This is a genomic window from Caballeronia sordidicola (genome assembly GCF_001544455.2).
Taxonomy (GTDB): domain Bacteria; phylum Pseudomonadota; class Gammaproteobacteria; order Burkholderiales; family Burkholderiaceae; genus Caballeronia; species Caballeronia sordidicola.
On the sequence record NZ_FCOC02000001.1, the window covers coordinates 388,542 to 413,902 of the forward strand.

Annotated in this window: 25 protein-coding genes and 1 pseudogene; 11 read left to right on the forward strand and 15 right to left on the reverse strand. The window is 59.5% G+C overall.

What is annotated here, in order from left to right; all coding sequences use genetic code 11:
• Window positions 1–128 precede the first annotated feature (128 nt).
• Window positions 129–848 (forward strand): class I SAM-dependent methyltransferase, encoded by a 720-nt coding sequence (locus AWB64_RS30705; protein WP_082850332.1) that lies wholly within the window; start codon window positions 129–131, stop codon window positions 846–848.
• Window positions 849–860: 12 nt separating this feature from the next.
• Here AWB64_RS30705 and AWB64_RS01740 read toward each other — a convergent pair whose 3' ends face one another.
• The 3 genes from AWB64_RS01740 to AWB64_RS01750 are packed head-to-tail and all read right to left on the reverse strand — an operon-like array spanning window position 861 to window position 3,619.
• A complete protein-coding gene (locus AWB64_RS01740) occupies window positions 861–1,649 on the reverse strand; it encodes a TatD family hydrolase (protein ID WP_060816892.1) in 789 nt (262 codons plus the stop codon).
• Between the two features lie 16 nt (window positions 1,650–1,665).
• Entirely contained in the window at window positions 1,666–2,373 is a 708-nt protein-coding gene (gene lolD, locus AWB64_RS01745) for a lipoprotein-releasing ABC transporter ATP-binding protein LolD (RefSeq protein ID WP_060816893.1), read from the reverse strand.
• On the reverse strand, window positions 2,366–3,619 hold the full coding sequence (locus AWB64_RS01750) for a lipoprotein-releasing ABC transporter permease subunit (RefSeq protein ID WP_060816894.1): 1,254 nt from the start codon (window positions 3,617–3,619) through the stop codon (window positions 2,366–2,368). The genes lolD and AWB64_RS01750 overlap by 8 nt, the downstream gene beginning before the upstream one ends.
• 392 nt (window positions 3,620–4,011) lie before the next feature.
• On the opposite strand from AWB64_RS01750, the gene AWB64_RS01755 reads away from it, so the two are divergent.
• The 7 genes from AWB64_RS01755 (at window position 4,012) to AWB64_RS01785 (ending at window position 11,399) form a co-directional block, all read left to right on the forward strand.
• Entirely contained in the window at window positions 4,012–4,290 is a 279-nt protein-coding gene (locus AWB64_RS01755; RefSeq protein WP_060816895.1) for a type II toxin-antitoxin system RelE/ParE family toxin, read from the forward strand.
• A 15-nt stretch (window positions 4,291–4,305) separates the two neighbouring features.
• Window positions 4,306–4,608 (forward strand): HigA family addiction module antitoxin, encoded by a 303-nt coding sequence (locus AWB64_RS01760; RefSeq protein WP_060816896.1) that lies wholly within the window; start codon window positions 4,306–4,308, stop codon window positions 4,606–4,608.
• Window positions 4,609–4,663: 55 nt separating this feature from the next.
• Window positions 4,664–5,800, forward strand: a complete 1,137-nt coding sequence (locus AWB64_RS01765; protein WP_060816897.1) for a hypothetical protein — start codon at window positions 4,664–4,666, stop codon at window positions 5,798–5,800.
• Window positions 5,801–5,813: 13 nt separating this feature from the next.
• Entirely contained in the window at window positions 5,814–7,520 is a 1,707-nt protein-coding gene (gene recJ / locus AWB64_RS01770) for a single-stranded-DNA-specific exonuclease RecJ (RefSeq protein ID WP_060816898.1), read from the forward strand.
• A gap of 90 nt (window positions 7,521–7,610) precedes the next feature.
• Window positions 7,611–8,715, forward strand: a protein-coding gene (prfB, locus tag AWB64_RS01775) for a peptide chain release factor 2 (RefSeq protein ID WP_099050469.1) whose coding sequence is annotated in 2 segments (ribosomal slippage) — window positions 7,611–7,691 and window positions 7,693–8,715 — 1,104 coding nt in all. Because the reading frame shifts where the segments join, the coding sequence is not laid out codon by codon here.
• 136 nt (window positions 8,716–8,851) lie between these two features.
• A complete protein-coding gene (gene lysS / locus AWB64_RS01780; protein ID WP_060817166.1) occupies window positions 8,852–10,378 on the forward strand; it encodes a lysine--tRNA ligase in 1,527 nt (508 codons plus the stop codon).
• Between the two features lie 304 nt (window positions 10,379–10,682).
• Window positions 10,683–11,399 carry a glycine zipper 2TM domain-containing protein gene (locus AWB64_RS01785; protein ID WP_060816900.1) on the forward strand — a complete coding sequence of 239 codons (717 nt, stop codon included), beginning with the start codon at window positions 10,683–10,685 and terminating at the stop codon, window positions 11,397–11,399.
• Between the two features lie 72 nt (window positions 11,400–11,471).
• On the opposite strand, the gene iscX is transcribed toward AWB64_RS01785, so the two are convergent.
• The 9 genes from iscX to AWB64_RS01830 form a co-directional block, all read right to left on the reverse strand.
• The gene (iscX, locus tag AWB64_RS01790) at window positions 11,472–11,669 is read right to left on the reverse strand and encodes a Fe-S cluster assembly protein IscX (protein WP_060816901.1); all 198 of its coding nucleotides are present in this window, start codon (window positions 11,667–11,669) and stop codon (window positions 11,472–11,474) included.
• A gap of 34 nt (window positions 11,670–11,703) precedes the next feature.
• Window positions 11,704–12,045, reverse strand: a complete 342-nt coding sequence (gene fdx / locus AWB64_RS01795) for an ISC system 2Fe-2S type ferredoxin (RefSeq protein WP_060816902.1) — start codon at window positions 12,043–12,045, stop codon at window positions 11,704–11,706.
• A 30-nt stretch (window positions 12,046–12,075) separates the two neighbouring features.
• Window positions 12,076–13,941: a Fe-S protein assembly chaperone HscA gene (gene hscA / locus AWB64_RS01800; RefSeq protein ID WP_060816903.1), complete on the reverse strand. Its 1,866-nt coding sequence runs from the start codon at window positions 13,939–13,941 to the stop codon at window positions 12,076–12,078.
• A 56-nt stretch (window positions 13,942–13,997) separates the two neighbouring features.
• Window positions 13,998–14,522 carry a Fe-S protein assembly co-chaperone HscB gene (gene hscB / locus AWB64_RS01805; RefSeq protein WP_060816904.1) on the reverse strand — a complete coding sequence of 175 codons (525 nt, stop codon included), beginning with the start codon at window positions 14,520–14,522 and terminating at the stop codon, window positions 13,998–14,000.
• An 85-nt stretch (window positions 14,523–14,607) separates the two neighbouring features.
• The gene (gene iscA / locus AWB64_RS01810) at window positions 14,608–14,931 is read right to left on the reverse strand and encodes an iron-sulfur cluster assembly protein IscA (RefSeq protein WP_060816905.1); all 324 of its coding nucleotides are present in this window, start codon (window positions 14,929–14,931) and stop codon (window positions 14,608–14,610) included.
• Window positions 14,932–15,073: 142 nt separating this feature from the next.
• Window positions 15,074–15,502 carry a Fe-S cluster assembly scaffold IscU gene (iscU, locus tag AWB64_RS01815; protein ID WP_060816906.1) on the reverse strand — a complete coding sequence of 143 codons (429 nt, stop codon included), beginning with the start codon at window positions 15,500–15,502 and terminating at the stop codon, window positions 15,074–15,076.
• 58 nt (window positions 15,503–15,560) lie between these two features.
• Complete coding sequence (locus AWB64_RS01820; protein WP_060816907.1) at window positions 15,561–16,784, reverse strand: IscS subfamily cysteine desulfurase; 1,224 nt, start codon at window positions 16,782–16,784, stop codon at window positions 15,561–15,563.
• A gap of 77 nt (window positions 16,785–16,861) precedes the next feature.
• Complete coding sequence (gene iscR / locus AWB64_RS01825; RefSeq protein WP_056352494.1) at window positions 16,862–17,389, reverse strand: Fe-S cluster assembly transcriptional regulator IscR; 528 nt, start codon at window positions 17,387–17,389, stop codon at window positions 16,862–16,864.
• Window positions 17,390–17,542: 153 nt separating this feature from the next.
• On the reverse strand, window positions 17,543–18,025 hold the full coding sequence (locus AWB64_RS01830; RefSeq protein ID WP_060816908.1) for a low molecular weight protein-tyrosine-phosphatase: 483 nt from the start codon (window positions 18,023–18,025) through the stop codon (window positions 17,543–17,545).
• Between the two features lie 660 nt (window positions 18,026–18,685).
• On the opposite strand from AWB64_RS01830, the gene AWB64_RS01835 reads away from it, so the two are divergent.
• Entirely contained in the window at window positions 18,686–19,186 is a 501-nt protein-coding gene (locus AWB64_RS01835; RefSeq protein WP_060816909.1) for a hypothetical protein, read from the forward strand.
• A gap of 182 nt (window positions 19,187–19,368) precedes the next feature.
• Complete coding sequence (locus tag AWB64_RS01840; RefSeq protein ID WP_060816910.1) at window positions 19,369–20,166, forward strand: IclR family transcriptional regulator; 798 nt, start codon at window positions 19,369–19,371, stop codon at window positions 20,164–20,166.
• A gap of 88 nt (window positions 20,167–20,254) precedes the next feature.
• On the opposite strand, the gene pbpG is transcribed toward AWB64_RS01840, so the two are convergent.
• Complete coding sequence (gene pbpG / locus AWB64_RS01845) at window positions 20,255–21,460, reverse strand: D-alanyl-D-alanine endopeptidase (protein WP_060816911.1); 1,206 nt, start codon at window positions 21,458–21,460, stop codon at window positions 20,255–20,257.
• Window positions 21,461–22,454: 994 nt separating this feature from the next.
• Here pbpG and AWB64_RS01850 point away from each other — a divergent pair.
• Window positions 22,455–23,030: a phasin family protein gene (locus tag AWB64_RS01850; protein WP_060816912.1), complete on the forward strand. Its 576-nt coding sequence runs from the start codon at window positions 22,455–22,457 to the stop codon at window positions 23,028–23,030.
• 194 nt (window positions 23,031–23,224) lie between these two features.
• Here AWB64_RS01850 and lpdA read toward each other — a convergent pair whose 3' ends face one another.
• Both lpdA and AWB64_RS32685 read right to left on the reverse strand, forming a co-directional pair.
• On the reverse strand, window positions 23,225–24,961 hold the full coding sequence (lpdA, locus tag AWB64_RS01855; protein WP_060817167.1) for a dihydrolipoyl dehydrogenase: 1,737 nt from the start codon (window positions 24,959–24,961) through the stop codon (window positions 23,225–23,227).
• Window positions 24,962–25,129: 168 nt separating this feature from the next.
• A pseudogene (locus AWB64_RS32685) lies at window positions 25,130–25,342 on the reverse strand (biotin/lipoyl-containing protein); the annotation flags it as partial.
• Between the last annotated feature and the right edge of the window lie 19 nt (window positions 25,343–25,361).

Genomic DNA, 25,361 nt, shown 5'->3' on the forward strand with positions numbered 1-25,361 from the left:
GATATAGTGTGAGTGCGCTTCGCGTGATTTTTAGGATGTTTCCAATCCTCCAGATTTTGCGAATAATTTAGTAAAGCTTAATAGAATTCCCCTAATTGGTCCGATCAGAATCTACATCAAAGAACACAATGCTCCATCAAACTGTTAAAAATTATTCTGTCATTTCGCACATCGCGGATTCGAATCTCGTCGCGCGTGGAGACTCCGCCTCGCCGAAAGAAGTGATTTTTCACATCCTGCAGGACAATAAAATCGATACCGAGGTGCTTGACATTGGATTCGGGGGCGGCAATTTGGGCGAAATGATTCGACGTAATCCGGACACTTCACATTGGTCGGTCGATGGCATAGATGGATTTCTTCCGAACTGCCATAACCAGAATTTATTTGGGAAAAAACTATACCGAAATGTCTGGCATGGACTAGCGCAGTCAATGCCGTCGGATATGTTTTCAAAATACAAGATTATTTGCCTTCTGGATGTGATCGAGCACCTCACGCTGGATACAGCCCGGTGGCTGTTGCGTACATTGCTCACAGGCATGGGAGAAGACTCCTACCTGTTTATCAGTACGCCTTTGTGGTTTTACCCGCAAGGGAACATACAGAGCGGCGACCTGGAGGAACATTTGATCGGCGTTCCCGCGTCATCAATGATGGCGTTAATGCCGTACATGTACGCAGTCAACGCACCGCTGGTCGGCGGGTTTGTACTTGGCAAGAGAAGTCTTGATTTCATCGAGTTCTTCCATCCAACGACCGACAAGAATTTCTCGTATGAACGCGGAATGGCGGTTACGCAAGCGGTCGGGATGCAATGCACGTCGGGGCATCTCTATAAACTTTGATAATGGACCCGTTTATGCCGGGATAAGCGCAAGCCGCGGCAACGCGGCGTGTGCGCTAGCCGTTGTACCGAGAGAAAGCGTCTTCTCGCTGATGCCGCGAAGCTCAGCCAGCACGCGTGCAATACCCGCGACCTGATCCGGCGCATTACGGCGTTTGTAGATCCACGAGGGCGCGATATCCGGCGCATCGGTTTCGAGCACGATTGCATCGATAGGCAAGTCAACTGCCAGACGCCGAATCTGCCGCGCGCGTTCGAACGTGAGGTTGCCGCCGAAACCAAGCCGCATGCCGTGCGCAATAAACGCCTCGGCCTGCTGAAAACTGCCGTTGAATGCATGCGCGATGCCGGTTTTCACGCCATGCATGCGCAGCCCTTTCAGCACTTTGTCCTGCGATTTGCGCACGTGACAGATGACGGGCAGATCGAAATCACGCGCGAGCTTGAGCTGCTCGTAGTAGAAGAAGGTCTGGCGTGCATCGTCGAGACCGGGCACGAAGTAATCCAGTCCGATCTCACCAATACCCACGAACCGCGGGTCATCCATGCTTGCCGTGATCCGCTCCTGCAACACGCGCAGATCGTCGTCCTGCGCGCGCGGCGTGAACAACGGGTGAATGCCAAGCGCGTACGCCCCGCCTTCAATCCGATGCGCAAGCTCACGCACAGTGTCGAAATTCTGGCGCTCGACACCCGGAATCACGATGCGCTTGACGCCCTCTTTCAACGCCGCAGCCGCAACGTCATCGCGGTCGGCATCGAATTCCGAAGCATCGAGATGGCAGTGCGTATCGATCCACATGTACGCCTCCGGACAGCTAGACAGGAACGACCGGCTCCTCGAACAGCACGCCGTCGCGCAGGCGCATGATACGGTCGCAGCGCGCGGCCAGGTCGGGATCGTGCGTGACGATCACGAAACTCGTTTCGAGCGTCTGCGACAACTCCAGCATCAGGTTGAACACCGTATCGGCCGTGCCGCCGTCGAGGTTGCCGGTCGGTTCGTCGGCGAGCACGCAGGCCGGGTGCGTCACCAGCGCCCGTGCAATCGCCACGCGCTGGCGCTCCCCTCCGGACAACTCGCCCGGCCGATGTTTCGCCCGATGCCCTATGCCCACGCGTTCCAGCATGTCCATGGCCTGCTTGCGTGCGTCGGCCTCGGTCATGCGGCGGATGCGCAGTGGCATGGCGACGTTATCGAGCGCGCTGAATTCGGCGAGCAGATGATGGAATTGATACACGAATCCAAGCGCGCGATTGCGCAGTTCGTTGCGCTCGCGTTCGCGCAACGCGGTGAACGGCTTGCCCAGCAGCGAGACCTTGCCGGCGCTGGGTTCGTCGAGACCGCCCAACACGTGAAGCAGCGTGCTCTTTCCTGATCCCGACGCGCCGACAATCGCCAGCTTTTCGCCGCGATGGACCTGCAGTTCGGCATTGTCCAGCACTTGCACGTTGAAGCCGCCCTGCACGAACGTCTTCGAAATAGCCGATGCTTCCAGCACGATGTTGTTCGACACATCACTCATACCGCAACGCCTCCGCCGGCCGGACCTTCGCTCCGCGCCAGCTCGGATAGAGCGTCGCGAGCGATGACAATACAAACGCAATCAGCCCGATCCGGATCACGTCGGCGGGGACGAGTTCGGAGGGCAATTCGCTGATGAAATACACCGAAGGAGGCAGGAACTGCACGCCAAACAGATGTTCGATACCCGGCACGAGCCAAGGGATGCTCCACGCGATCAGGCATCCGAGCGTCACGCCGATCGCCGTGCCGATAAACCCGATCGTCACGCCCTGGATCACGAAGATCTTCATGATCGATCCGGGCTGCGCGCCGAGCGTGCGAAGAATCGCAATGTCCGCTTGTTTATCGGTCACGGTCATTACCAGCGACGAAACCAGGTTGAACGCCGCGACCGCGATGATCAGCGTCAAGATGATGAACATCATGCGTTTTTCGATCTGCACGGCCGAGAACCACGTCTTGTTCTGCTGCGTCCAGTCGCGTATGTAAAGGTCGCCGGAGAGCGTGCGCGAAAGCTGGCGTGCAACTTCCGGCGCGCGCTGCATGTCCTTCAACTTCAGGCGCACGCCCGTGGGCGCGGGCAAGCGGAAAAGCGCCTGCGCGTCCGAGATGGCAATCAGTGCGAGCGAAGAATCGTATTCGTAATGCCCTGACTCGAACACGCCGACGACCGTGAACTGCTTGAGCCGGGGCAACATGCCGGCCGGCGTGATTGTCCCTTCGGGCGCGACCAGCGTGATCTTGTCGCCCGTGCCCACGCCGAGATTGCTCGCAAGATCGCGTCCAAGCACGATGCCGAAGCCGCCCGGCACGAGATCGGTGAGCTTGCCGCCCTTCATCTCGCGGCCAATATCGGATACTTGCGGTTCGAGCGACGGTTCCACACCGCGCAGCGCCACGCCGCTGACCGAGCCTTGCCGCGTAAGCAGCGCCTGCGCGTCCACATAAGGCGCCGCGCCGATCACTTCCGGGTTCCTGCGCGCTTCCTGCGCGGTCAGTTGCCAGTTCGGCATGGAGCCGGTCGGCGAGAAGATTTCCACGTGCGCGAGCACTGACAACATGCGGTCGCGAACCTCTTTCTGAAAACCGTTCATGACCGAGAGCACCACGATCAGCGCGGCCACGCCGAGCGCGATGCCGGACATCGAAACCAACGCGATGAACGAAATAAAGCCGTTACCGGTAGTGCGTTTGCCGGCGCGGGTGTAACGCCAGCCGATCTGCCATTCATAGGGAAGTTTCAAGCGATTCCTTTCAGCGTCTAACGTTCTTCGATCTTCACATCGCGCATTCGATCCGAGGCCGGAACCGTCGTGATTCGCGCCGTTTTTATAACCCGATACTGTTTTTCAGGCCGGCGGCAACGTCGCCTCCTGAATCCTTGCGCATCGATCAAGCGCGAAGTTTGCCACACAATTCTTAGGCACTCCTTTAGCGCGAAGCACCCAGCGCATGCGCAAACGCGTGCGAAACGCGTCAATCAGGCCACTCTGACGATTTCGCGCCTTCGCGCCGCCGTTCATACTCGTCTGGCTCTTGCGCCACACGATTGCCTTCAAACACCCATCCCGGCTTTCACGTGGATCCACCAACTTAACTCTTTACGTATTACGCAAAACGTAATACGATGACCATAATGATTCAAACGTTTCGATGCAAGGACACTCAGGCACTGTACGAAGGCCAAACGCCGAAACGGTTTCAGGCAATCGCGGACATGGCGACCAGAAGGCTCTCGGCGCTGGATGCGTCGCACGAGCTACGTGACCTGAAATCGCCGCCGGGCAACCGCCTCGAACGGCTCTCCGGTGATCGCCGCGGCCAGCTCAGTATCCGCATCAACAGCCAGTGGCGCGTTTGTTTCAAATGGACGACGAAAGGTCCGGTCGACGTCGAAATCATTGACTATCACTGAGCAGGTTTATTCACCATGTCCAAGAACGGAATGCGCGCAGTCCACCCAGGCGAAATCCTCCGGGAAGATTATCTGGTCCCGCTGGAAATGAGCGTGAACGCGCTGGCGCTGGCGCTCAACGTGCCCGCCACGCGGCTGCATGAAATCGTGAAGGAGCGGCGCGGCATCACGGCGGACACGGCTTATCGCCTCGCACGCTACTTCGACACAACGCCCGAATTCTGGCTGAATCTTCAGGCCATGTACGACCTCAAGACCCTGCCAACGCGCAGTGAAATCGATCGCAAGGTCGAGCCGCGCGAGCCCACTCGCGCGTGAAGCCCGCGTGAAGCTCTGATCCGGGCAGCAGAAGCGCCGGGCCCTTTGCCCTACAATGCCCAGCATCATGCCTACGCCCAAGCTCCACGATCTCCACCTTCTACTGCCGTTCGCGCTGCCATCGGCCGCTGACGCGGCAACCGCGCTGCATAGCCTGGCGCGCCCCGCGCTCGATCGCCTGCTCGCACGCGCGACGCTCGACGAACGCGTAATCGGCGAGGATTTCCAGCGCACCTTGCCGCACGAACGCTGGATTGCGCGGCAATTCGGCGTGGTGAACGAGCTCTCGCACGCGCCCTCGAATCGCGCTTCGTCTAGGTCCGCCAGCGACGAAGCGCCGCTCGCGCCCTACATGCTGCTCGCCGACGGAGGTTCTCCCGGCAACATGACGTGGGCGTGCGTCGAGCCGGTGCACGTACGAATTGCGCGCGATCATCTGGTGCTGATCGACCCGGCAACGCTGGGCGTTGAGGATCGGGAAGCACGCACGCTTTTCGATGTCGTCAAGCCCCTGATAGAAGATCTCGGCCTGACCATCCAGGCGCCGCAGCCGGTGCGCTGGTACGTCAGCGGGGAAAGTCTCGGCACGCTCGCCGGAGCATCACCATTACGCGCGAGCGGGCGCAACATCGAGATCTGGCTGCCGCACGAGGCCGGCACCGGCGAGCGCTCGCGGGCATGGATGAAGTTGCAGAACGAAGTTCAGATGGCGTGGTTCGAGCATCCGCTCAACGAAGCGCGCGAAGCCCGCGGCCTGCCGGCGATCAACTCGATCTGGCTGCACGCGCAGGGCGCCATGCACAACGTAACGAGCCCGTTCGCGCGAGTAATGTCGAACGCGGCGGCCACGCGCGGTCTGGCGCTTGCCGCCGGCATGGTTCCTGAAGCGCCACCGGTTTCGTACGCAGCGCTGGACACGGCGCAACTCCAGCCCGACGGACGCACGCTCGTCGAACTCGATCCGTTCTCGGCGCCGTTTATCGAACAGGACTGGGCACGCTGGAATGACGCTCTCGGAACGCTTGAACGTGACTGGTTCGCGCCGGCCCTTGCTGCGCTTGAAAACGGCGCGCTCGGCACGTTGCGCCTGACCTTGTGCAGCGATACAGGCTCCGTTTCCCTCACCATCACCCGCGGCGCGCTGCGCAAATTCTGGCGGCGACGCCCGATTGCCGCGCTTTTCATCGAATAAGAAGTTCAAACGAATGACCCGAATCGTCACCCGCGCCCCCTCTCCCGCCGACGCCGCCGTCCTCGTGCGCCACGGCGTTCACCCGGTTATCGCGCGGCTGTATGCGTCGCGTGGCGTGTGTTCGCCGGACGAAATCGAAACCGAACTGAAAAAACTGCACGCGCCTGTGGGACTGAAGGGCTGCGACGAAGCAGCGGTCGTGCTCGCCGATGCCCTCACGGCGAAACGCCGCATGCTCGTGGTAGCCGATTACGATTGCGACGGCGCGACCGCCTGCGCGGTCGCCGTTCGCGGTCTGCGGATGTTCGGTGCGCAGATCGATTATCTGGTGCCAAATCGCTTCGAATACGGCTACGGCTTGACGCCCGAAATCGTTGCGCTGGCTGCCAGCGGCCCGGGCGGCAAGCCCGATTTGCTGATTACCGTGGACAACGGCATTGCCAGCGTGGACGGCGTACAAGCGGCGAATGCACTGGGCATCGATGTCCTCGTCACTGACCATCACCTGCCCGGCGACGAGCTTCCGCCTGCGCGCGCCATCGTGAATCCCAACCAGCCAGGTTGCGGATTTCCGAGTAAATGCATCGCGGGCGTGGGCGTGATCTTCTACGTGCTGCTCGCGTTGCGCGCAGAATTGCGCCGTCGCAACGCGTTCACGGATGACGCGCCCGAACCGCGCCTTGACGGCCTGCTCGACCTGGTGGCGCTCGGAACGGTCGCCGACGTGGTCAAGCTCGATCCGAACAACCGGATCCTGGTGGCGCAGGGCCTGAAGCGGATTCGTGCGGGACGCATGCAGCCGGGCATCGCGGCGCTGTTTCGCGCGGCGGCACGCGACGCGCGTGCCGCGTCGGGCTTCGATCTTGGCTTTGCGCTCGGCCCTCGGCTGAATGCGGCCGGACGGCTCTCCGATATGTCGCTCGGCATTGAATGCCTGATCACCGACGACATTGGCCGCGCGTGGGAACTCGCGCAGCAACTGGATTCCATCAACCGCGAGCGGCGCGAAATCGAAGCCGGCATGCAGGAGCAGGCGCTGGAAGAACTGGCGAGCATCGATCCAGCCGATTCGGCAACGCTCACGCTCTTCAATCCGGCGTGGCATCAAGGCGTGATCGGGATCGTCGCCGGGCGTTTGAAGGAGAAGTTTCATCGACCGTCGTTCACGTTTGCACATGCGGACGAAAGCGGGGTTTTATCGAAGGGATCGGGGCGCTCGATCGTCGGATTTCACCTGCGCGATGCGGTGGACCTGATTTCCAAACGCGAACCGGGAATGATCGTGAAATTCGGCGGTCACGCGATGGCCGCGGGAATGACCATTGTCACGGCCGATATCCCGCGCTTCACCGCGGCGTTTGAAACGGTCGGGCGCGAGTGGCTGACAACGGACGCTTTATCGCGTGTGGTTGAAACGGACGGCGAACTCGAAGACGCCTATTTCACGCCGCAATTCGTCGAACTGATCGATAACGCGGTGTGGGGCCAAGGCTTTCCCGCGCCCGTGTTCTCCGGCGAGTTCGAAGTGGCGTCGCAGGCGCTGGTGAAGGACAAGCACCTCAAGCTGCAATTGCGGCGCGGCCAGCAGCGCTTCAACGCCATCTGGTTCAATCACACGGACACGTTGCCGAACCGGGCGATGGTGGCATACCGGCTGGTTTCCGACACGTGGAACGGCGTGGCGCGCGTGCAGATGATCGTGGAACATGCGCTGGGATGAAACCCGTATGCCCATCCTGCGCGCCCGCCCAGCACGCGTTGCGGCTAAGTTATAATTTCGCTCTTAGCCAAAAAACCTGAAAACGATCAAATGGAAGCGGAACGCCTAAACGCAATCGAGAACCTCCTCGCCGACCTGCGCCATCGCGCTGGCGAGCTCCGGGGGTATCTTTGACTACGACGCCAAGGCTTTACGCCTAGACGAAGTCAACCGGGTTCTGGAAGACCCGAACGTCTGGAACGATTCGAAAAACGCCCAGGCGCTAGGGCGCGAAAAGAAACTGCTCGACGGTGTCGTCACCACCATCACGGACCTCGATAACGATCTTCGCGACACGCAGGATCTCTTCGACATGGCCCGCGAAGAAAACGACGAAGACACGCTCGTCTCGTGCGAAACAGACGCGGCGGCGCTTCAAAAACGTGTCGAAGACATGGAATTCCGCCGGATGTTCTCGAATCCGGCCGACCCGAACAATTGCTTTATCGACATCCAGGCAGGCGCCGGCGGCACGGAAGCGTGCGACTGGGCGGCCATGCTGATGCGCCAGTATCTGCGCTACTGCGAGCGCAAGGGTTTCAAGACCGAAGTGCTGGAAGAATCCGACGGCGACGTAGCCGGCATCAAAAGCGCGACCATCAAGGTGGAAGGCGAGTACGCATACGGTTTCCTGCGTACGGAAACAGGCGTTCACCGGCTCGTGCGCAAGTCGCCGTTCGATTCGTCGGGCGGACGCCATACGTCGTTTTCATCTATCTTCGTTTATCCGGAAGTCGACGATTCCATCGAAATCGATATCAATCCGGCCGACATTCGCACGGACACCTATCGCGCGTCGGGCGCCGGCGGCCAGCACATCAACAAGACCGATTCCGCGGTGCGCTTGACGCACGGGCCGACGGGCATTGTCGTGCAGTGCCAGAACGACCGCTCGCAGCACCGGAACCGCGCCGAAGCCATGATGATGTTGAAGGCCAAGCTGTACGAGTTCGAAATGCGCAAGCGCCAGGTCGAGAAAGACAACCTGGAAAACAGCAAGACCGACGTGGGCTGGGGTCACCAGATTCGCTCGTACGTGCTCGATAACAGCCGGATCAAGGATCTGCGCACGAACGTGGAAATCAGCAACACGAAATCCGTGCTCGATGGCGATCTGGACGACTTCATCAGCGCCAGCCTGAAACAGGGCGTGTAAGCGAGGCGCCTGATTCAAGGCAGCCTCACAGCGTTTTTTTTTGCGGCCCTCCACCGGACCACGTTTGCCATCGCGACACATTCCCCGGCCGGCCGCATTCACCGTCGCATTCACCGCATTCATCGCCGAAGACATCATGACCGAACCGACTCAGCCGGGCGCCGCTCCCGAACTGGAAGAGAACCAGATCCTCGCCGAGCGTCGCGACAAACTCCGTGCGCTGCGCGAGCTTGGCGTCGCATACCCGAACGACTTCCGTCCGACGCATCAAGCCGCCGCACTGCAATCCGACTACGCCAGCAAAGACAAGGAGGCGCTCGAAGCCGAGCCGCTGCAAGTCGCGATAGCCGGCCGGATGATGCTGAAACGCGTGATGGGCAAGGCGAGCTTTGCGACGGTGCAGGACGGCAGCGGCCAGATCCAGTTCTTCATCACGCCCGCTGACGTGGGCCAGGATGTCTACGACGCGTTCAAGAAGTGGGACCTGGGTGACATCGTCGCGTCGAAGGGCGTCCTGTTTCGCACCAACAAGGGCGAATTGTCCGTCCGGTGTACGGAGTTGCGCCTTCTGACCAAGGCGCTGCGCCCTCTTCCCGACAAATTCCACGGTCTTGCCGATCAGGAAATGCGCTATCGCCAGCGTTATGTCGACCTGATCGTGACGCCGGAAACGCGCCAGACGTTTATTGCGCGGACGAAGGCGTTTGCGTCGATCCGCAGTTTCATGGCGAAGGCGAATTTCATGGAAGTGGAAACGCCCATGCTGCACCCGATTCCGGGCGGCGCGGCGGCAAAGCCGTTCGTCACGCATCACAACGCGCTCGACATGCAAATGTTCCTGCGTATTGCGCCTGAGCTGTATTTGAAGCGGCTGGTCGTCGGCGGTTTTGAACGCGTGTTCGAGATCAACCGCAATTTCCGCAACGAAGGGGTGTCGCCGCGACACAACCCCGAGTTCACCATGATGGAGTTTTACGCCGCGTACACGGATTACACGTGGATGATGGACTTCACCGAAGCGCTGATTCGCCAGGCCGCCATCGACGCACGCGGCACCGCGAATATCACGTATCAGGGGCGCGAACTCGATTTGTCGAAGCCGTTTCACCGGCTGACGATTTGCGAGGCGATTCAGAAGTACGCGCCGCAATACACGAACGAACAACTCGCCGATGCCGCGTTCCTGCGCACGGAGTTGAAGAAGTTTGGCGTGGATGCATCGCAGCCGCAGTTCCTGAATGCCGGCGTTGGATCGCTGCAGCTTGCGTTGTTCGAGGAAACAGCGGAGTCGCAATTGTGGGAGCCGACGTTCATTGTCGACTATCCGCTGGAGGTGTCGCCGCTGGCGCGGGCGTCGGATACGGCTCCGGGAATCACCGAGCGTTTCGAGTTGTTCATCACTGGGCGCGAGATTGCGAACGGTTTTTCCGAGTTGAACGATCCCGAAGATCAGGCCGCGCGTTTTCAGAAGCAAGTCGACCAGAAGGATGCCGGCGACGAAGAAGCCATGTTCTATGACGCCGACTACATTCGCGCGCTCGAACACGGCATGCCGCCAACGGGCGGTTGCGGAATTGGTATCGACCGGTTGGTGATGCTGCTCACCGACAGCCCAAGCATTCGCGACGTGATCCTGTTCCCGCATTTGCGTCGAGAAGACTGATCCGCTTAGTGACAGCACGTTTGTAAAAAAGGCGCGAAAGCGCCTTTTTTGCGTCATGGCATGCGGCCGAGTTTGTAACTATAGGTAAAAACAGACATTTGAGCGGCTGCGTCAATGGGTTTATATGGGCGAAAACCCTTGGCGGAGCGAGCTTCTGAGCAAACCGCGCTCCCGGTGCGTTTCTTGCATTATCCGTTCACATCTAAAACGTTACAACTTGATAAACCTGGCATTCCGATGTGAGCCACACTTCTATCGTCACATCGAGCAACGTCACACTCTGCCTTGAGACGGAGGTTCAAAAATGGATAACAGCAGCAACAACATGACCACACCCAATTCGCCGAACCGCAAGATTCATCCATTGGTCGCCACCGCTGCGGGCGCGGTCATCATCGCCAGTCTGGCTGCAACGGCTGCCGTAACCGGCCTGTTTCCGAAAGCGTCGAGCACGTCGCCTGTGAACGACCAGACGCAGGCGGCGCAAGTCGCGACGCAACCGGCCGCGCCCACGGCCGCTCAGGTTCAAGCGCAGCAACAAGCCGCTCAGCAGCAAGCACAGCAGGCTCAACAGGCGCGGCTTGCTCAGCAGCAAGCCGCGCAAGAGCAGCAGGCTCGCCAGGTGGCGCAGCAACAGCCCGTGCAACAGCCAAACTACGCGCAACAGCAACCGGCGCAACCTGCGTATTGCTCGACGTGCGGCACCGTTGAAGCCATCTCGGCAGTAAAGCGCGAAGGTCACGGCACGGGTATCGGCGCAGTCGGCGGTGCGGTGGCGGGTGGCCTTATCGGTAACCAGTTTGGCCGCGGAGGCGGTCGTACCGGCATGACGATTCTCGGCGCGCTCGGCGGCGGTCTCGGCGGCAACGCGGTCGAAAAACATCTGCGCAGCGAAACCGATTATTCGGTACGCGTACACATGGAAAACGGCAAGACCCGCTACTTCACGTATCGTCAGCCGCCGCCGTTCAGCCAGGGCCAACGCGTGCGCATCGAAAACGGCACGCTTGCGGCTGGCTAACCCACACCGCTGCAAAAGCAAAACGGCGACTCCACTTGGAGCCGCCGTTTTATTTTCCAGCGAGCACTGAATTCAATAATCCGCGTCTTCAATCCACGCTGCCTGGATGGCCTCGAGAATGCGCTCGTTGGATTTTTCGGGATCGTCGTCGAAGCCCACCAACTCCGTCACCCACCGATGCAAATCCGTAAACCGCACAAACTGCGGATCGACGTCCTGATGCGCGTCGGTCAATGCCATCGCGATGTCCTGCGTGTCTGTCCACTTCATGGCAAGCGCTCCTGTCTCAAGGTCCCTGATACGTTCAGTGATTCTCTTTGGCGTGGTTGATGGTGTAGCGCGGGATCTCGACCACGAGATCCTCGTCAGCGGGCGCCATCGCCTGACATGATAACCGCGACGTCGGTTCGAGTCCCCATGCCTTGTCGAGCAAATCGTCCTCGTCTTCTTCAGACGGAACCAGCGCGTTGAAGCCCTCGCGAATGATTACGTGGCACGTCGTGCAGGCGCACGATTTCTCGCACGCGTGCTCGATCTCGATGCCGTTATCCAGCAAGTTGTCGCAAATACTCTTCGATGTATCCGCGTCGATCACCGCGCCATCCGGGCACAATTCAACGTGGGGTAAAACTACGATCTGGGGCATGACTTCTTTCCGTTCTATGTCGTTATGGGCTCAGACTTCGTCGAGCCTGCGGCCGGCGAGCGCACGGCGAATGCTCTTGTTCATGCGGCGGGCGGCGAATTCATCGGTGGCGGCGGCCAGTTCCTTGGTCGCCGCTTCGATGGCGTCGGTGCTGTCGCCTGTCGTCACGGTCGCGAGTCGGGTAATCAATGCTTCGATATTCGCGCGCTCGGCCGCATCGAGCAATTCGCTGTCGGCGCTCAACGCGGCTTGCGATGCCTCGACCAGACGCTGTGCATCGACCTGCGCTTCACGCAGCGCGCGGGCGCGCATGTCGACTTCGGCCGTGGTGAAGCTTTCTTCCAGCATGCGGGCGACGTCGTCGTCGGCGAGACCGTAGGAAGGCTTGACCACCACCGACGCCTCCACGCCCGACAATTGTTCACGCGCGAATACGGACAGCAAACCATCGGCGTCCACCTGATAGGTCACGCGAATACGCGCGGCGCCAGCGGCCATCGGCGGGATGCCACGCAGTTCAAAACGCGCAAGCGACCGGCAATCGGACACGAGTTCGCGTTCGCCTTGCACCACATGAATTGCCATCGCGGTCTGGCCGTCCTTGAACGTCGTGAAATCCTGCGCGCGCGCGACTGGAATGGTCGAATTGCGCGGGATGATTTTTTCCGTCAAGCCACCCATTGTTTCGACGCCAAGCGACAGCGGAATGACATCGAGCAGCAGCCAGTCATCGCCCTCCGCGCTGCGATTGCCCGCGAGCATATCGGCCTGGATCGCGGCGCCGAGCGCCACGACCTGGTCGGGATCGAGATTGATCAACGGCGGCTGGCCGAAATACTCCTCGACCGCGCGCCGGATCACCGGCATGCGCGTTGCGCCGCCGACCATCACGACGCCCTTGATCTCCGACGCCGAGACCTTCGCGTCGCGCAGCGCCTTACGCGTCGGGGTCAACGTGCGGGCGACCAGTGCGGCGGTGAGCGTGGCGAACTCGCTTTCGGTGATCGTCAAATCGATCTTCTGACCGTCGGAGAACGTAGCCTCGACCCGCGCTTCGGGCGCGGACGACAACGCCTCCTTGGCCGTGCGCACGTGATCCAGAAGCAGGCGCACGTCTTCGGGCGTTGCCGGTTTCACATTGGTTTTCGCCAACACGTGCCGATACACCGCGACATCGAAATCATCGCCGCCGAGCGCCGAGTCGCCGCCCGCCGCGAGCACTTCGAAGACGCCTTTAGTGAGCTTGAGAATCGACAGGTCGAAGGTGCCGCCGCCAAGATCGTAGACCGCGTACAAACCTTCCGATGCATTGTCCAACCCGTAAGCAATGGCAGCGGCAGTCGGTTCGTTGAGCAGGCGCAACACGTTCAGGCCGGCGAGTTTCGCGGCGTCCTTGGTGGCCTGGCGCTGCGCTTCGTCGAAGTAGGCGGGCACCGTGATCACCGCGCCGACCAGGTCGTCGCCAAGTGAATCTTCCGCGCGATACCGCAATGTGGCCAAAATCTCCGCCGACACTTCCACCGGACTTTTCACGCCATCGACAGTACGAATCTGCACCATGCCCGGCGCATCGACGAAATCGTAGGGCGCGTTTTCGGCGCCTTCCACCTCGCTCTTGCCGCGGCCCATGAAGCGCTTCACCGACACGATCGTATTGCGCGGATCGAGCGCCGCTTCTTCCTTCGCGATCCGGCCGATACGCCGTCCGCCCTTCTCCAGATACCGGACAACCGAAGGCAGCAGGTAATGACCTTCTTCGTCGGGCAGCACTTCGGCCACGCTGTTGCGCATGGCGGCCACCAGCGAATTGGTCGTACCGAGATCGATACCCACGGCGATGCGTCGCTGATGCGGCGCCGGCGCCATGCCGGGTTCTGAAATTTGGAGTAAAGCCATCGTTGATCTATGGGGTTGGTGTCGTCTGGTTTTAATGCGAGGGCTGCGCGTCCCGATCAGTCGAGCTTTTCGATCTGGTTGCCGATCTCGCTCGCCACGCGCTCAATGAACATGAGCTGACGCACCGCTTCGCTCGCGGCCTGATCGGCGTGGCCGTCGATCAAAGCCGCCAGTTTTTCGAAGCGGATACGCTCCTGGTCGCGCAGTTCGTCAAGCAGGGTTTCGAGCGCGCCTACGTTCTTCGCTGCCGCCGCGTCTTCAATATTCTCGCGCCATTCCATTTGCTGCATCAGGAAGGCGGGTTCCATCGCCGTGTTGCTCTCGGCGTCGGCGTGTACGCCACGTAGCGACAAAATGTACGTCGCCCGTTTGAGCGGATCGCGCAACGTCTGGTAGGCCTCGTTCGCCCGCGTAGCCCACTGCATGGCAACGCGCTTTTGCGCATCGCCCGCCGCTGCGAACCGGTCGGGATGAACCTGCGCCTGCACCGTGCGATACGCTTCGTCCAGCTTGGCGGAATCGATGGCGTAAGCCGGCGGAAGACCGAACAGGTCGAAGTGACTGTCGTTGAGCGTAGCCATGGAAGGAGAAGTTGATAGACTCAAAAAGCAGTGACGCTAAAGAAAAAGGCGGCACGCGCCGCCTCTTTGCTGTTCTTTCAAGATGCTAGACGCGAAACGATTCGCCGCAGCCGCATTCGTCTTTCACATTCGGGTTGTTGAACTTGAATCCTTCGTTCAGCCCTTCGCGCGCAAAGTCCAGTTCGGTGCCGTCGATATAAGCGAGGCTCTTCGGATCGACAATGATCTTCACGCCCGCCGACTCGAACACCTGATCTTCCGGCGCGAGTTCATCCACATATTCGAGCTTGTAGGCGAGGCCCGAGCAGCCGGTCGTACGCACGCCAAGGCGCAGGCCGAGGCCCTTGCCGCGTCGAACCAGATACTTCTGCACGTGCTGTGCTGCCTTGTCCGTCAACGTGATTGCCATAGTCTCTCATCGGCAGCGGTTGTGCCCGGTGAACCACTTTCCGGTCTCGTACGCTGCAGCCTTGCTTTGAATCGAAAACCAGGGCGCCTGGATATTCTTGAAACCACAGCGCCCTTCCCTGATAACTGACTGCGTGAAGCGCTTACGCCGCGTGTTGCTTCGCTTCCACCGAAGCGGTTTCCGCAGCGCCCGCACCGTGACGTTGCTTGTAGTCCGCAACGGCGGCCTTGATTGCGTCTTCAGCGAGGATCGAACAGTGGATCTTCACCGGCGGCAATGCCAGTTCTTCAGCAATGTGGGTGTTCTTGATCGTCAGCGCCTGATCCAGCGTCTTGCCCTTGACCCACTCGGTCACGAGCGAGCTTGAAGCAATGGCCGAACCGCAGCCATACGTCTTGAACTTCGCGTCTTCGATCACGCCGTCCGCGCCCACGCGGATCTGCAGCTTCATGACGTCGCCGCATGCAGGCGCGCCGACCATGCCGGTGCCGACCGTATCGTCATCCTTGCCGAACGAACCGACGTTGCGCGGGTTTTCGTAGTGGTCCAGAACCTTGTCGCTATAAGCCATGATTCAAACTCCTTGAATTCGTATGCGTGTGCGCTCGAACGCGGGCGCAACTCGTTGCTCAGTGTGCAGCCCACTGGATCGACGAAATGTCGATGCCGTCCTTATGCATTTCCCAAAGCGGCGACAAATCCCGCAGCTTCTGAATCTTGCCCTTCAGCAAATTGATCACGTAGTCGACGTCCTGCTCGGTCGTGAAGCGCCCGACCGTGAAGCGGATCGAGCTGTGCGCGAGTTCGTCGTTGCGGCCAAGCGCGCGCAACACATACGACGGTTCCAGCGAAGCCGATGTACAAGCCGAACCGGAAGACACCGCCACGTCCTTCACTGCCATGATCAGCGATTCGCCTTCAACGAAGTTGAAGCTGATGTTGAGGTTATGCGGGACGCGCGTTTCCATGTCGCCGTTCACATACACCTCTTCCATCTCAGACAGGCCTTTCAACAAGCGGTCGCGCAACATGCGCACGCGTTCGTTTTCTGTCGCCATTTCTTCACGCGCGATGCGGAAAGCCTCACCCATCCCGACAATCTGATGGGTCGCGAGCGTACCCGAGCGCATGCCGCGCTCGTGACCGCCGCCATGCATTTGCGCTTCAATACGAATGCGGGGTTTGCGACGCACGAACAACGCGCCGATACCCTTCGGGCCATATGTCTTGTGCGCCGAAAAAGACATCAGGTCGACTTTCAGCTTCTGCAGGTCGATTTCGATCTTGCCGGTGGCTTGCGCGGCATCGACATGAAACACAATGCCTTTTGCCCGCGTGATCTCGCCAATGGCCGCGACGTCCTGAATCACGCCGATTTCGTTGTTCACGTTCATCACGGACACGAGGATGGTGTCCGGCCGGATCGCGGCCTGGAACTTCTCCAGATCGAGCAAACCGTCGTCCTTGACATCCAGGTACGTGACTTCGAATCCTTCGCGTTCGAGTTCGCGGCAGGTATCGAGCACGGCCTTGTGCTCGGTCTTCACCGTGATGATGTGTTTGCCCTTGCTCTGGTAGAAATGCGCCGCACCCTTGATGGCGAGGTTGTCCGATTCCGTTGCGCCGGACGTCCAGATGATTTCACGCGGGTCGCAATTGACCAGCTTCGCCACATTTTCGCGCGCTTCTTCGACCGCCCGCTCCGCATCCCAGCCGTACTGGTGACTACGCGATGCCGGATTGCCAAACTGCTCGCGCAGATACGGGATCATCTTGTCCACCACGCGCGGGTCGACCGGAGTCGTTGCGCTGTAGTCCATGTAGATGGGCAGGTGGGGAATGTCGTTATTCATCAGTTGCTCCGGGGATTAACTCAATTGGCTCTTTCAGGCGACACAGCCGCGCCGGTTCTTCAGGCATGCGGCAACCGTCAGCCAGCCAGGTTGAAAACGGAATTCGGTCCTTTCGGCGCCACGCGCGCAGGCTCTACTCCAGCGGTGTCGGCACGGCGATCGCGCAATACCGCCGGCGATCCATCGCGTGCGCGCTGCTGGTCGACAAGATCTTTCAGCGATACCGAGTCGAGATACTCGACCATCTTCTGATTGAGCGTGGACCAGAGCTCGTGGGTCATGCAGTGGCCGTCATGCTGCTTCGTGCCTTCGCATGCGCCCTTCCCGCCACACTGCGTGGCGTCGATAGGCTCGTCCACAGCAATGATGATGTCCGCCACCGTCACGTTCTCGGCACGGCGCGCGAGATTGTATCCGCCACCCGGACCCCGCACCGACTCCACAATTTCGTGGCGGCGCAGCTTGCCGAACAACTGCTCGAGATAGGAAAGCGAGATGTGCTGGCGCTGGCTGATTCCGGCCAACGTCACCGGGCCCTGCTCCTGGCGCAATGCCAGGTCGATCATCGCCGTGACGGCGAAACGGCCTTTCGTGGTGAGTCTCATAGTTTGTAAGCTACCGGGGGCGACTGCTAATACTCGATGATTTTGCTCAAGTATAAATAACCTACGGATTTAGTCAAGTATCTCAGGCTGTTTTTATTAGGAAATTACTGAGATGTTTGCCCGACAAAATCTGCATGCGGCTCGCGCGCGGCTTCAAGCCACCAGTTGCGTCCGAAGCGCCTTGAGCAATCCTTCGCAAGCGTCTTCGCACTGATCGAGAACGCGCTCGAAGCCTTCGTCGCCGCCGAAATACGGATCTACGACAACGCGACTGTCGTCACGGGTGGCGAATTCCATGAGCAGGCGAATCTTGTCGCGGTGCTCAGGCGGACACGCTTTCGCGAGTGCAGCGGCGTTCGCGTCGTCCATTGCGATCAGCAGGTCGAATCGCGCAAAGTCTTCCTCGCAAATCTGCCTGCCGCGCAGGACCGACAAGTCGTAACCACGCGCTTTGGCCGCACGCTGGGCGCGTTCGTCCGGAGGCTGACCAACATGCCAGTTGCCCGTACCGGCTGAATCAACGACGACACGGTCGGAAAGCTTCGCCTTCCCTACCTGATGCAGCATCACCGCTTCAGCGCTGGGCGAACGGCAAATGTTGCCAAGGCACACAAAGCAGATGGCGATAGTGTTCATCGGATTCCGGGCAACATTGGCGTCGGGCGTCGATAGGCTTCAACAGAAGCATCGATCCAGCTTCGCTACCTTCCCGCATGTTGCCAGGCAAGCGTACGCGAACAGTCCCGAATTATACAAAGGACCACGCTTTCACGCCCAAACCATGCATTCAGAACGTTTGTGAAACTGTGCCTGCTGACGAGTTCGCCGGGACCGCACCATCTGGCTCGACCAAGCCTAAAGAAATAGCACGCGCAAATTCGGCGCTGACGGTCGCAGCGCTTTGAGAATGCGTCGCAGTCCGGGCCACCGGATGAACTGCATGGCAATAACTTGCAAGCACGAGCGGCACAAGCATGGCGACGGGCCAATAGGTCGATATTGTCTTTTTCATTTCTAACCCTTTCTTGTATCCCATGGGCTGACGGGCCCACTGCAGGATGCTTGAATTTTAAGGGTTAGTCCTGATCCGATAAAGGCGCTGGAACACAAAGCATTGTTGCAGTTGTGTCAACAGCGCATGCCGGATCGGCGTTGAGTTTCCATGTAACCCGCGCCGTCAATAGATTTCAGCTCGCGCGCGCCCGTTACCGAAGAGATAAAACTTTACAAACTTCTTGCGACATCCTGCCTTCAATGCTGTCAGATACGGTAATCAATCACCGTTTGTAATCCACCATGAAACTCGTAGCTGCAGGCCTGGTCCTTGTTTCGTCCGCACTCGTTGCGGGCTGTGCCGTTTATCCCGACGGCACGCCTGCCTACGCGACCGGAGGTTATTCTTCCTATCCAGCGTATCCGGGCGGATACGATCCCGGCTACTACGGCGCTCCGGTCGTGCAATCGGGCGTGGTCATCGGCGGCGGATATTACGGTGGTCCCGGCCCGCGATACTGGGATGACGGTCCCGGATATCGCCGTCCACCGCCGGGTGGATGGGGCGACCGTGGCGGTGATCGTGGCAATTACCGTGGCGGCGACAGAGGAGACCACGGCGGCCGCGGCGGCCAGCAAGCCGGTGGCGGTGGTCCGCAAGGCGGCCGGCCGCCTCAGGCTGGCCAGCCGGTGGCGTCGCCGCCACCGCAACAACAGCAGGCGCGTACGCCTTACGTCGGCCGCTCGAACTGGAATAAGCCGTCGCCGGTTCAGGGACCGCAAGGCTCGGAACGAAACCACTAACACCTATCGCATTTTTCTCAGCAAGCCGTCCCCGATCATCTGGTCCGGGACGGCTTGTTCCATGTAGCGCCGTATCCGTTCCAAAAAACGCGACCACGGACGATGCCGCCCGTCTTTCGCACTTTTCACAATACGAGATACAATCACATTTCCGCTGTTTGACGTATCAACTGATTTTTTCCATGAGCGATACGAACCCGGAATCCAGAACGTCCATACAGGTGATCGAGCGCATGATGCGCCTGCTCGACGCGCTTGCCGCGCACACCGACCCCGTCAGCCTCAAGGAACTCTCGCAGAGCACGTCGCTGCACCCCTCGACTGCGCACCGTATCCTGAACGACATGGTGACCTGTCGTCTTGTCGACCGCTCCGACCCGGGCACGTACCGGCTCGGCATGCGTCTGCTGGAACTCGGCAATCTGGTCAAGGCGCGTTTATCGGTTCGTGAAGCCGCCATGCCGCCCATGCGCGAACTGCATCGCGAAACCGGACAGACGGTAAACCTGTCGGTGCGCCAAGGCGACGAGATCGTCTATATAGAGCGCGCTTATTCGGAGCGCTCGGGCATGCAGGTCGTGCGCGCCATTGGCGGACGGGCGCCTTTGCATCTGACATCGGTGGGAAAACTCTTTCTCGCCGCCGACGAATCTGCGCGAGTGCGCGCGTACGCCACGCGCACAGGTCTTTCCGGCCACACCCAGAACAGCATTACGGATCTCGCCAAGCTCGAACGGGAATTGTCGTTCGTGCGCAGTCAGGCGTGCGCGCGGGATAACGAGGAACTGGAACTCGGCGTGCGCTGCATCGCAGCCGGCATTTATGACGATACGGGGCGGCTGGTGGCGGGTTTATCGCTATCGGCACCGGCAGACCGGCTGCAGGATTCCTGGCTGAGCCAACTGAGCGGCACCGCGCTCGAGATTTCGCGTTCGCTGGGTTATCGGCCGGAACCGGGCGCCGACTCTCAGCAGCGTTAGACGCCTGCTATCTTGAATTCGCCAAAGTAAAAACCCGGTTCTATCCTTCGATAAAACCGGGTTTTACATTTGCGGATTCACGTGCCGCTCAGGTGCCCCCGCCGCCCACATCCGCACTCGTGATATGCGGTTCGCCAGCAGTTTCAAGGAAACCACGCAGACGGCCGGCATCGGCGAAACGTGAATACTTGCCCGACGAATCCAGCAGAATAATGACGACCGGACGGCCATGGATGGTCGTTTGCATCACAAGGCATTCGCCCGCTTCGTTGATGAAGCCCGTTTTCTGCAAGCCAATGTCCCAATTCGGATTGCGGATCAGCGCATTCGTGCTGTTGTAGGCCAGATTGCGTTTGCCGGTAAATACGTCGTAGCTGCGGTCGGTCGAGAACTTGCGGATCAACGGATACTGATAGGCAGCATTGACCATCTTTACGAGATCACGCGCGCTCGACACGTTCAGGCTCGTCAATCCCGTCGAGTTTTCGAAGTGCGTGTCGGTCATGCCGAGCATCTTCGCCTTTGCATTCATGGCGGCAATAAAGCCAGGCCGGCCATTCGGGTAATAACGCGACAACGCCGCAGCGGCGCGATTCTCGGACGCCATCAACGCAATATGCAACATGTCTTCGCGGCTCAATTCGGAGCCAACGGCCAGACGTGAACCGGTGTACTTCTCGTAGTCGCGGTCTTCGTCCGTGACGCTGATTTCCTCGGTCAGCGGCGCTTTCGAATCCAGCACGACCATGGCGGTCATCAGCTTCGTGATCGACGCAATGGGCACAACGGCGCGCGAGTTTTTATCGAACAGGGTTTCCGACGTATTCTGGTCTACCACGTAGGCGACGCTCGAACGCAACGCAAGGCTATCCGGCGTTTCGTGCAATCCGAACGCCTGCCCGACAGTCGGCGGACGCGGCTGATACGCCACCGAACGCACAGCAGCGCGGCGGCCGTGAGCGTCCATCCGATAACTCACCCGATGCCGGCGCGCACCGCGTGCAACGGGCGCCGCCTCGTCATCAGCCGCGGCCGCAACGACGGCAGCTTTCGCGGCCTTCGCACCCTTCGGCGCGCGCGCAGCAACCTTTAACGGCTTGGCGGGTTTCGCTTGCGGTGCGGTAACCGGTTTTGCGGCTTTCTTGGAAGACTTGGAAGTGGAGGTCTTGGCGAGAGCGTCGACCGGTGCGGCCGCGAAAGACGTCGCGAGCGCCACCGATACGGCAACCGACAGCGCGGTGCGGACTGCAACGCCGTGGATCACCCTGAGCGACGAAAACATTTCGGTTTTCATTAGTGTTCTTTTCTGGACCGGCGAGAGAGTGTCGCCAGTGTAGTAAAGCTTCGAAAAATTAGCAATATTAAGCACTTATAGGCAGTACTTAAACCGGATTGTAAGAGACGGGTCGAAAGGGCAATACCGTTTCAGGTCTAAGCGTAAAAAAACATGACAATCAGCACAATCGATGCGATCGCCATAAGCAATTGCCAAGCCATGACTATCAGCGGGCTAACGGCAATAGTTGGTGAAACTTGAGACACTTTTTGAGGCAGCCCGAAAGGGGTCCACAAAAACATGGCGTCCACGTTGAAAGCGAATAATTTCGTAAAAGGCGAGTGCGACGACAGAAGTGAAGCTTTTGGATATGACGTACCACAGCTCAACCGGCAATTCGACCGTACTCATCCCATTTTGTTCATACAAAATTTCACGATATCCAGCCGATCCGGGATGTTAACGTTTGTTTAACATTTTTGGTGTACTGCGTTTCAAACCTTTTCAAATACCGGTGTTAACCGGTAAGCGCGGCGTGCTCCACCACTCTCCGACCTCGCCGCGACCGAGTGGTCGGGATGATGCAGACGATGTCACAGCCATTCGCCATGACGACGCGACAGCCAAGCGCGCCGCGCGCATTGGCGCGGCGTTCGCGCGCAAATGGAAGCACGAACAGTTACCGCGACAACCCTTCACTGAAATGAAATTCCAGTTTTTTGAGACGCAATCCTAGCATCTGAATCGCAAGTGCACCCCGCCCCAATCTGGTGCAGGCGATAATGAAATATAGTTCCATATCTGGCCGGGAGCTCACGTAAGCCTTTGTTTAATAAGATTTCATCTGATGTTGCGACGCACAAAAAGATACTTGACAACTTTAGGAATATGCCTAAAATGGGTTCCATGTTGCGACGCACCAATAGCCGTTCGCCTCATAAGGTTGCCCGGTCTCGGGCACCACAAAACCCACGACCCGCGTTGATGATGGGTCGACCTTCAGGAGCGTGATATGACCCTTTTGACCCCGGAACAATTCGCCGCCGCCAACAAAGCCCAATTCGACACGCTGTTCGGTCTGACGAACAAGGCGTTCGAAGGCATGGAAAAGCTGCTTGAGCTGAATTTGCAAGTCGTGAAGTCGACGCTGGCCGAGAGCCAGGAAAACACGCAACGCGTGTTGTCGGTGAAAGATGCGCAAGAACTGCTCGCACTGCAAGCCAGCCTGGCTCAGCCGGTCGCGGAGAAGGCCCTGTCGTATGGCCGTCATCTGTACGAAATCGCATCGTCCACGCAAGCTGAATTTGCGCGCGTTGCCGAAGCCCAATATGAAGACCAAAACCGCAAGGTTCAGGCACTTGTCGACAACGTCGCCAAGAACGCACCCGCAGGTTCGGAAACGGCTGTCGCCGTGATGAAGTCGGCTATCACCGCCGCCAACACCACGTACGAAACGATTCACAAGGCAAGCAAGCAAGCCGTTGAAATCGCCGAAAGCAACTTCAACGCAGCCGCTACGGCCGCCACGAAGGCTGCATCGCAAGCAACAGCTCAAGCTTCGCGCGCTGCTGTAAAGAAGACCGTTTAAACCTGTCTTTCAAGCATTCACGCATGGAAAATCCGGTGTGAATAAATGAATCTGGCGTAGAAGTCAAAAGCCGCTCCAGCTCGTGTTGGAGCGGCTTTTTTACGTGCCGTCGCCTCTGCAAGCGCGGCCTGGGAAAACAAAAAGCGGAGCATTCTTCACAGAATGCTCCGCTTCTATTGTTCAACCGCCAGCGTTTATTTCTTGCGCTGCGGCGGCAAGTCCGTACACACGCCTTCGTACAACTCCGCGGCCATGCCGATTGACTCGCCGAGCGTCGGATGTGGGTGGATCGTCTTGCCGATATCCTCCGCGTCCGCGCCCATTTCGATCGCGAGGCACACTTCGCTGATCAGGTCGCCCGCACTCGTTCCAACAATACCGCCGCCAATGATCCGGTGCGTCTCTTCGTCGAAGATGAGCTTGGTAAAGCCTTCGTCGCGGCCATTGGCAATCGCGCGTCCCGATGCAGCCCACGGGAACACCGCCTTGCCGTACTTGATGCCTTCGGCCTTGCATTGATCTTCGGTCTTGCCAGCCCATGCCACTTCCGGATCGGTGTAGGCCACCGACGGAATCTGCAACGCGTCAAAGTACGCCTTCTCGCCATGCGCCGCTTCGGCGGCAACATGGCCTTCGTGCACGGCTTTATGCGCGAGCATCGGCTGACCTACCAGATCGCCGATAGCAAAAATATGCTCCACGTTCGTGCGCAGTTGCTTGTCCACGTTGATGAAACCACGATCCGTCACCGCCACGCCGGCCTTGTCCGCACCGATCTTGCCGCCGTTCGGACTGCGCCCGACGGCCACGAGCACGAGGTCATAGCGTTGTGCATCGGCGGGCGCTTTTTCGCCCTCGAAGCTCACGTAGATGCCGTCGTCCCTGGCTTCCGCCTTGGTCGTCTTTGTCTTGAGCATGACGTTGGAGAAGCGCTTGGCGTTGAACTTCTCCCACACCTTCACCAGGTCGCGATCCGCGCCGGCCATCAGGCCATCGAGCATTTCGACCACGTCGATTTGCGCGCCCAGCGCCGCATATACCGTTGCCATTTCCAGGCCGATAATGCCGCCGCCAATCACCAGCATGCGTTTCGGAATCTGCCGCAATTCGAGCGCGCCGGTCGAGTCGACCACACGCGAATCTTCCGGCATGAATGGCAGCTTCACCGCTTGCGAACCGGCCGCGATGATCGCCTTCTTGAACTGCACGACCTTCTTTCCGCCCTCGCCTTCGATCTCCATGTGATTCGGGCCGACAAACTTGCCAACGCCGGTCACGACCTGGACCTTGCGCGCCTTCGCCATGCCGGCGAGACCGCCCGTCAGTTTCTTGACGACGCCTGACTTGAAGTCACGCAGCTTGTCGAGATCGATCGTCGGTTCACCGAACGAGATGCCGTGATGCGCGAGCGCCTTCGCTTCTTCGGTGATGGATGCGGCGTGAAGCAAGGCTTTCGACGGAATGCAGCCCACATTCAGGCATACGCCTCCAAGCGTCGCATACCGCTCGACAATGACCGTGTTCATGCCCAGATCGGCCGCGCGGAACGCGGCGGAGTACCCGCCGGGACCAGCGCCGAGCACGAGCATGTCGCATTCGATATCGGCCGAACCTGCGAACGATGCAGCCTTTGGCGCGGGCGCGGCGCTCGCCTTTTCGGCGGGCTGCGGCGCGGCGGTCTGCGGCTTTTCCTCGACCTGGCTGACACCGCCGCCCTGGGCTTCGAGCGTGAGGATCACTGAGCCTTCGGAGACGTTGTCGCCGATCTTGACCTTCACTTCCTTGACCGTGCCCGCCATGGGCGACGGCACGTCCATGGTAGCTTTGTCGGATTCGAGCGTGACGAGCGACTGCTCTTTCTCGACCGTATCGCCGGCCTTCACATGGATTTCGATAACAGGAATGTCCGAGAAATCGCCAATGTCCGGCACCTTGACGTCCTGCGATCCACCGCCTGCGGGTTTCTGTTCAGCAGGCTTGGAAGCCGCGGCTTCTTTCGGCGCAGGTGCCGGTGTTTCGGCATTGGTTTCTGCCGGAGCAGCGGGCTTTTCGGCCGGTTTCTCGCTGCCTGCGTCGGCGGTTTCCACGATTGCGATCACGGTGCCCTGTGAGACTTTATCGCCGGCTTTGACCTTGACTTCCTTGACTGTGCCAACCAGGTCGCTGGGCACTTCGATGGACGCCTTGTCGGATTCGAGTGTCAGCACGCCTTGTTCTTTTTCGATGGCGTCGCCGGCCTTGATATTGACTTCGATGACGTCGACGTCTTTGAAATCGCCGATATCGGGTACTTTAAGTTCGGTGAGACTCATGTTGTCCCCTAAATAGGAA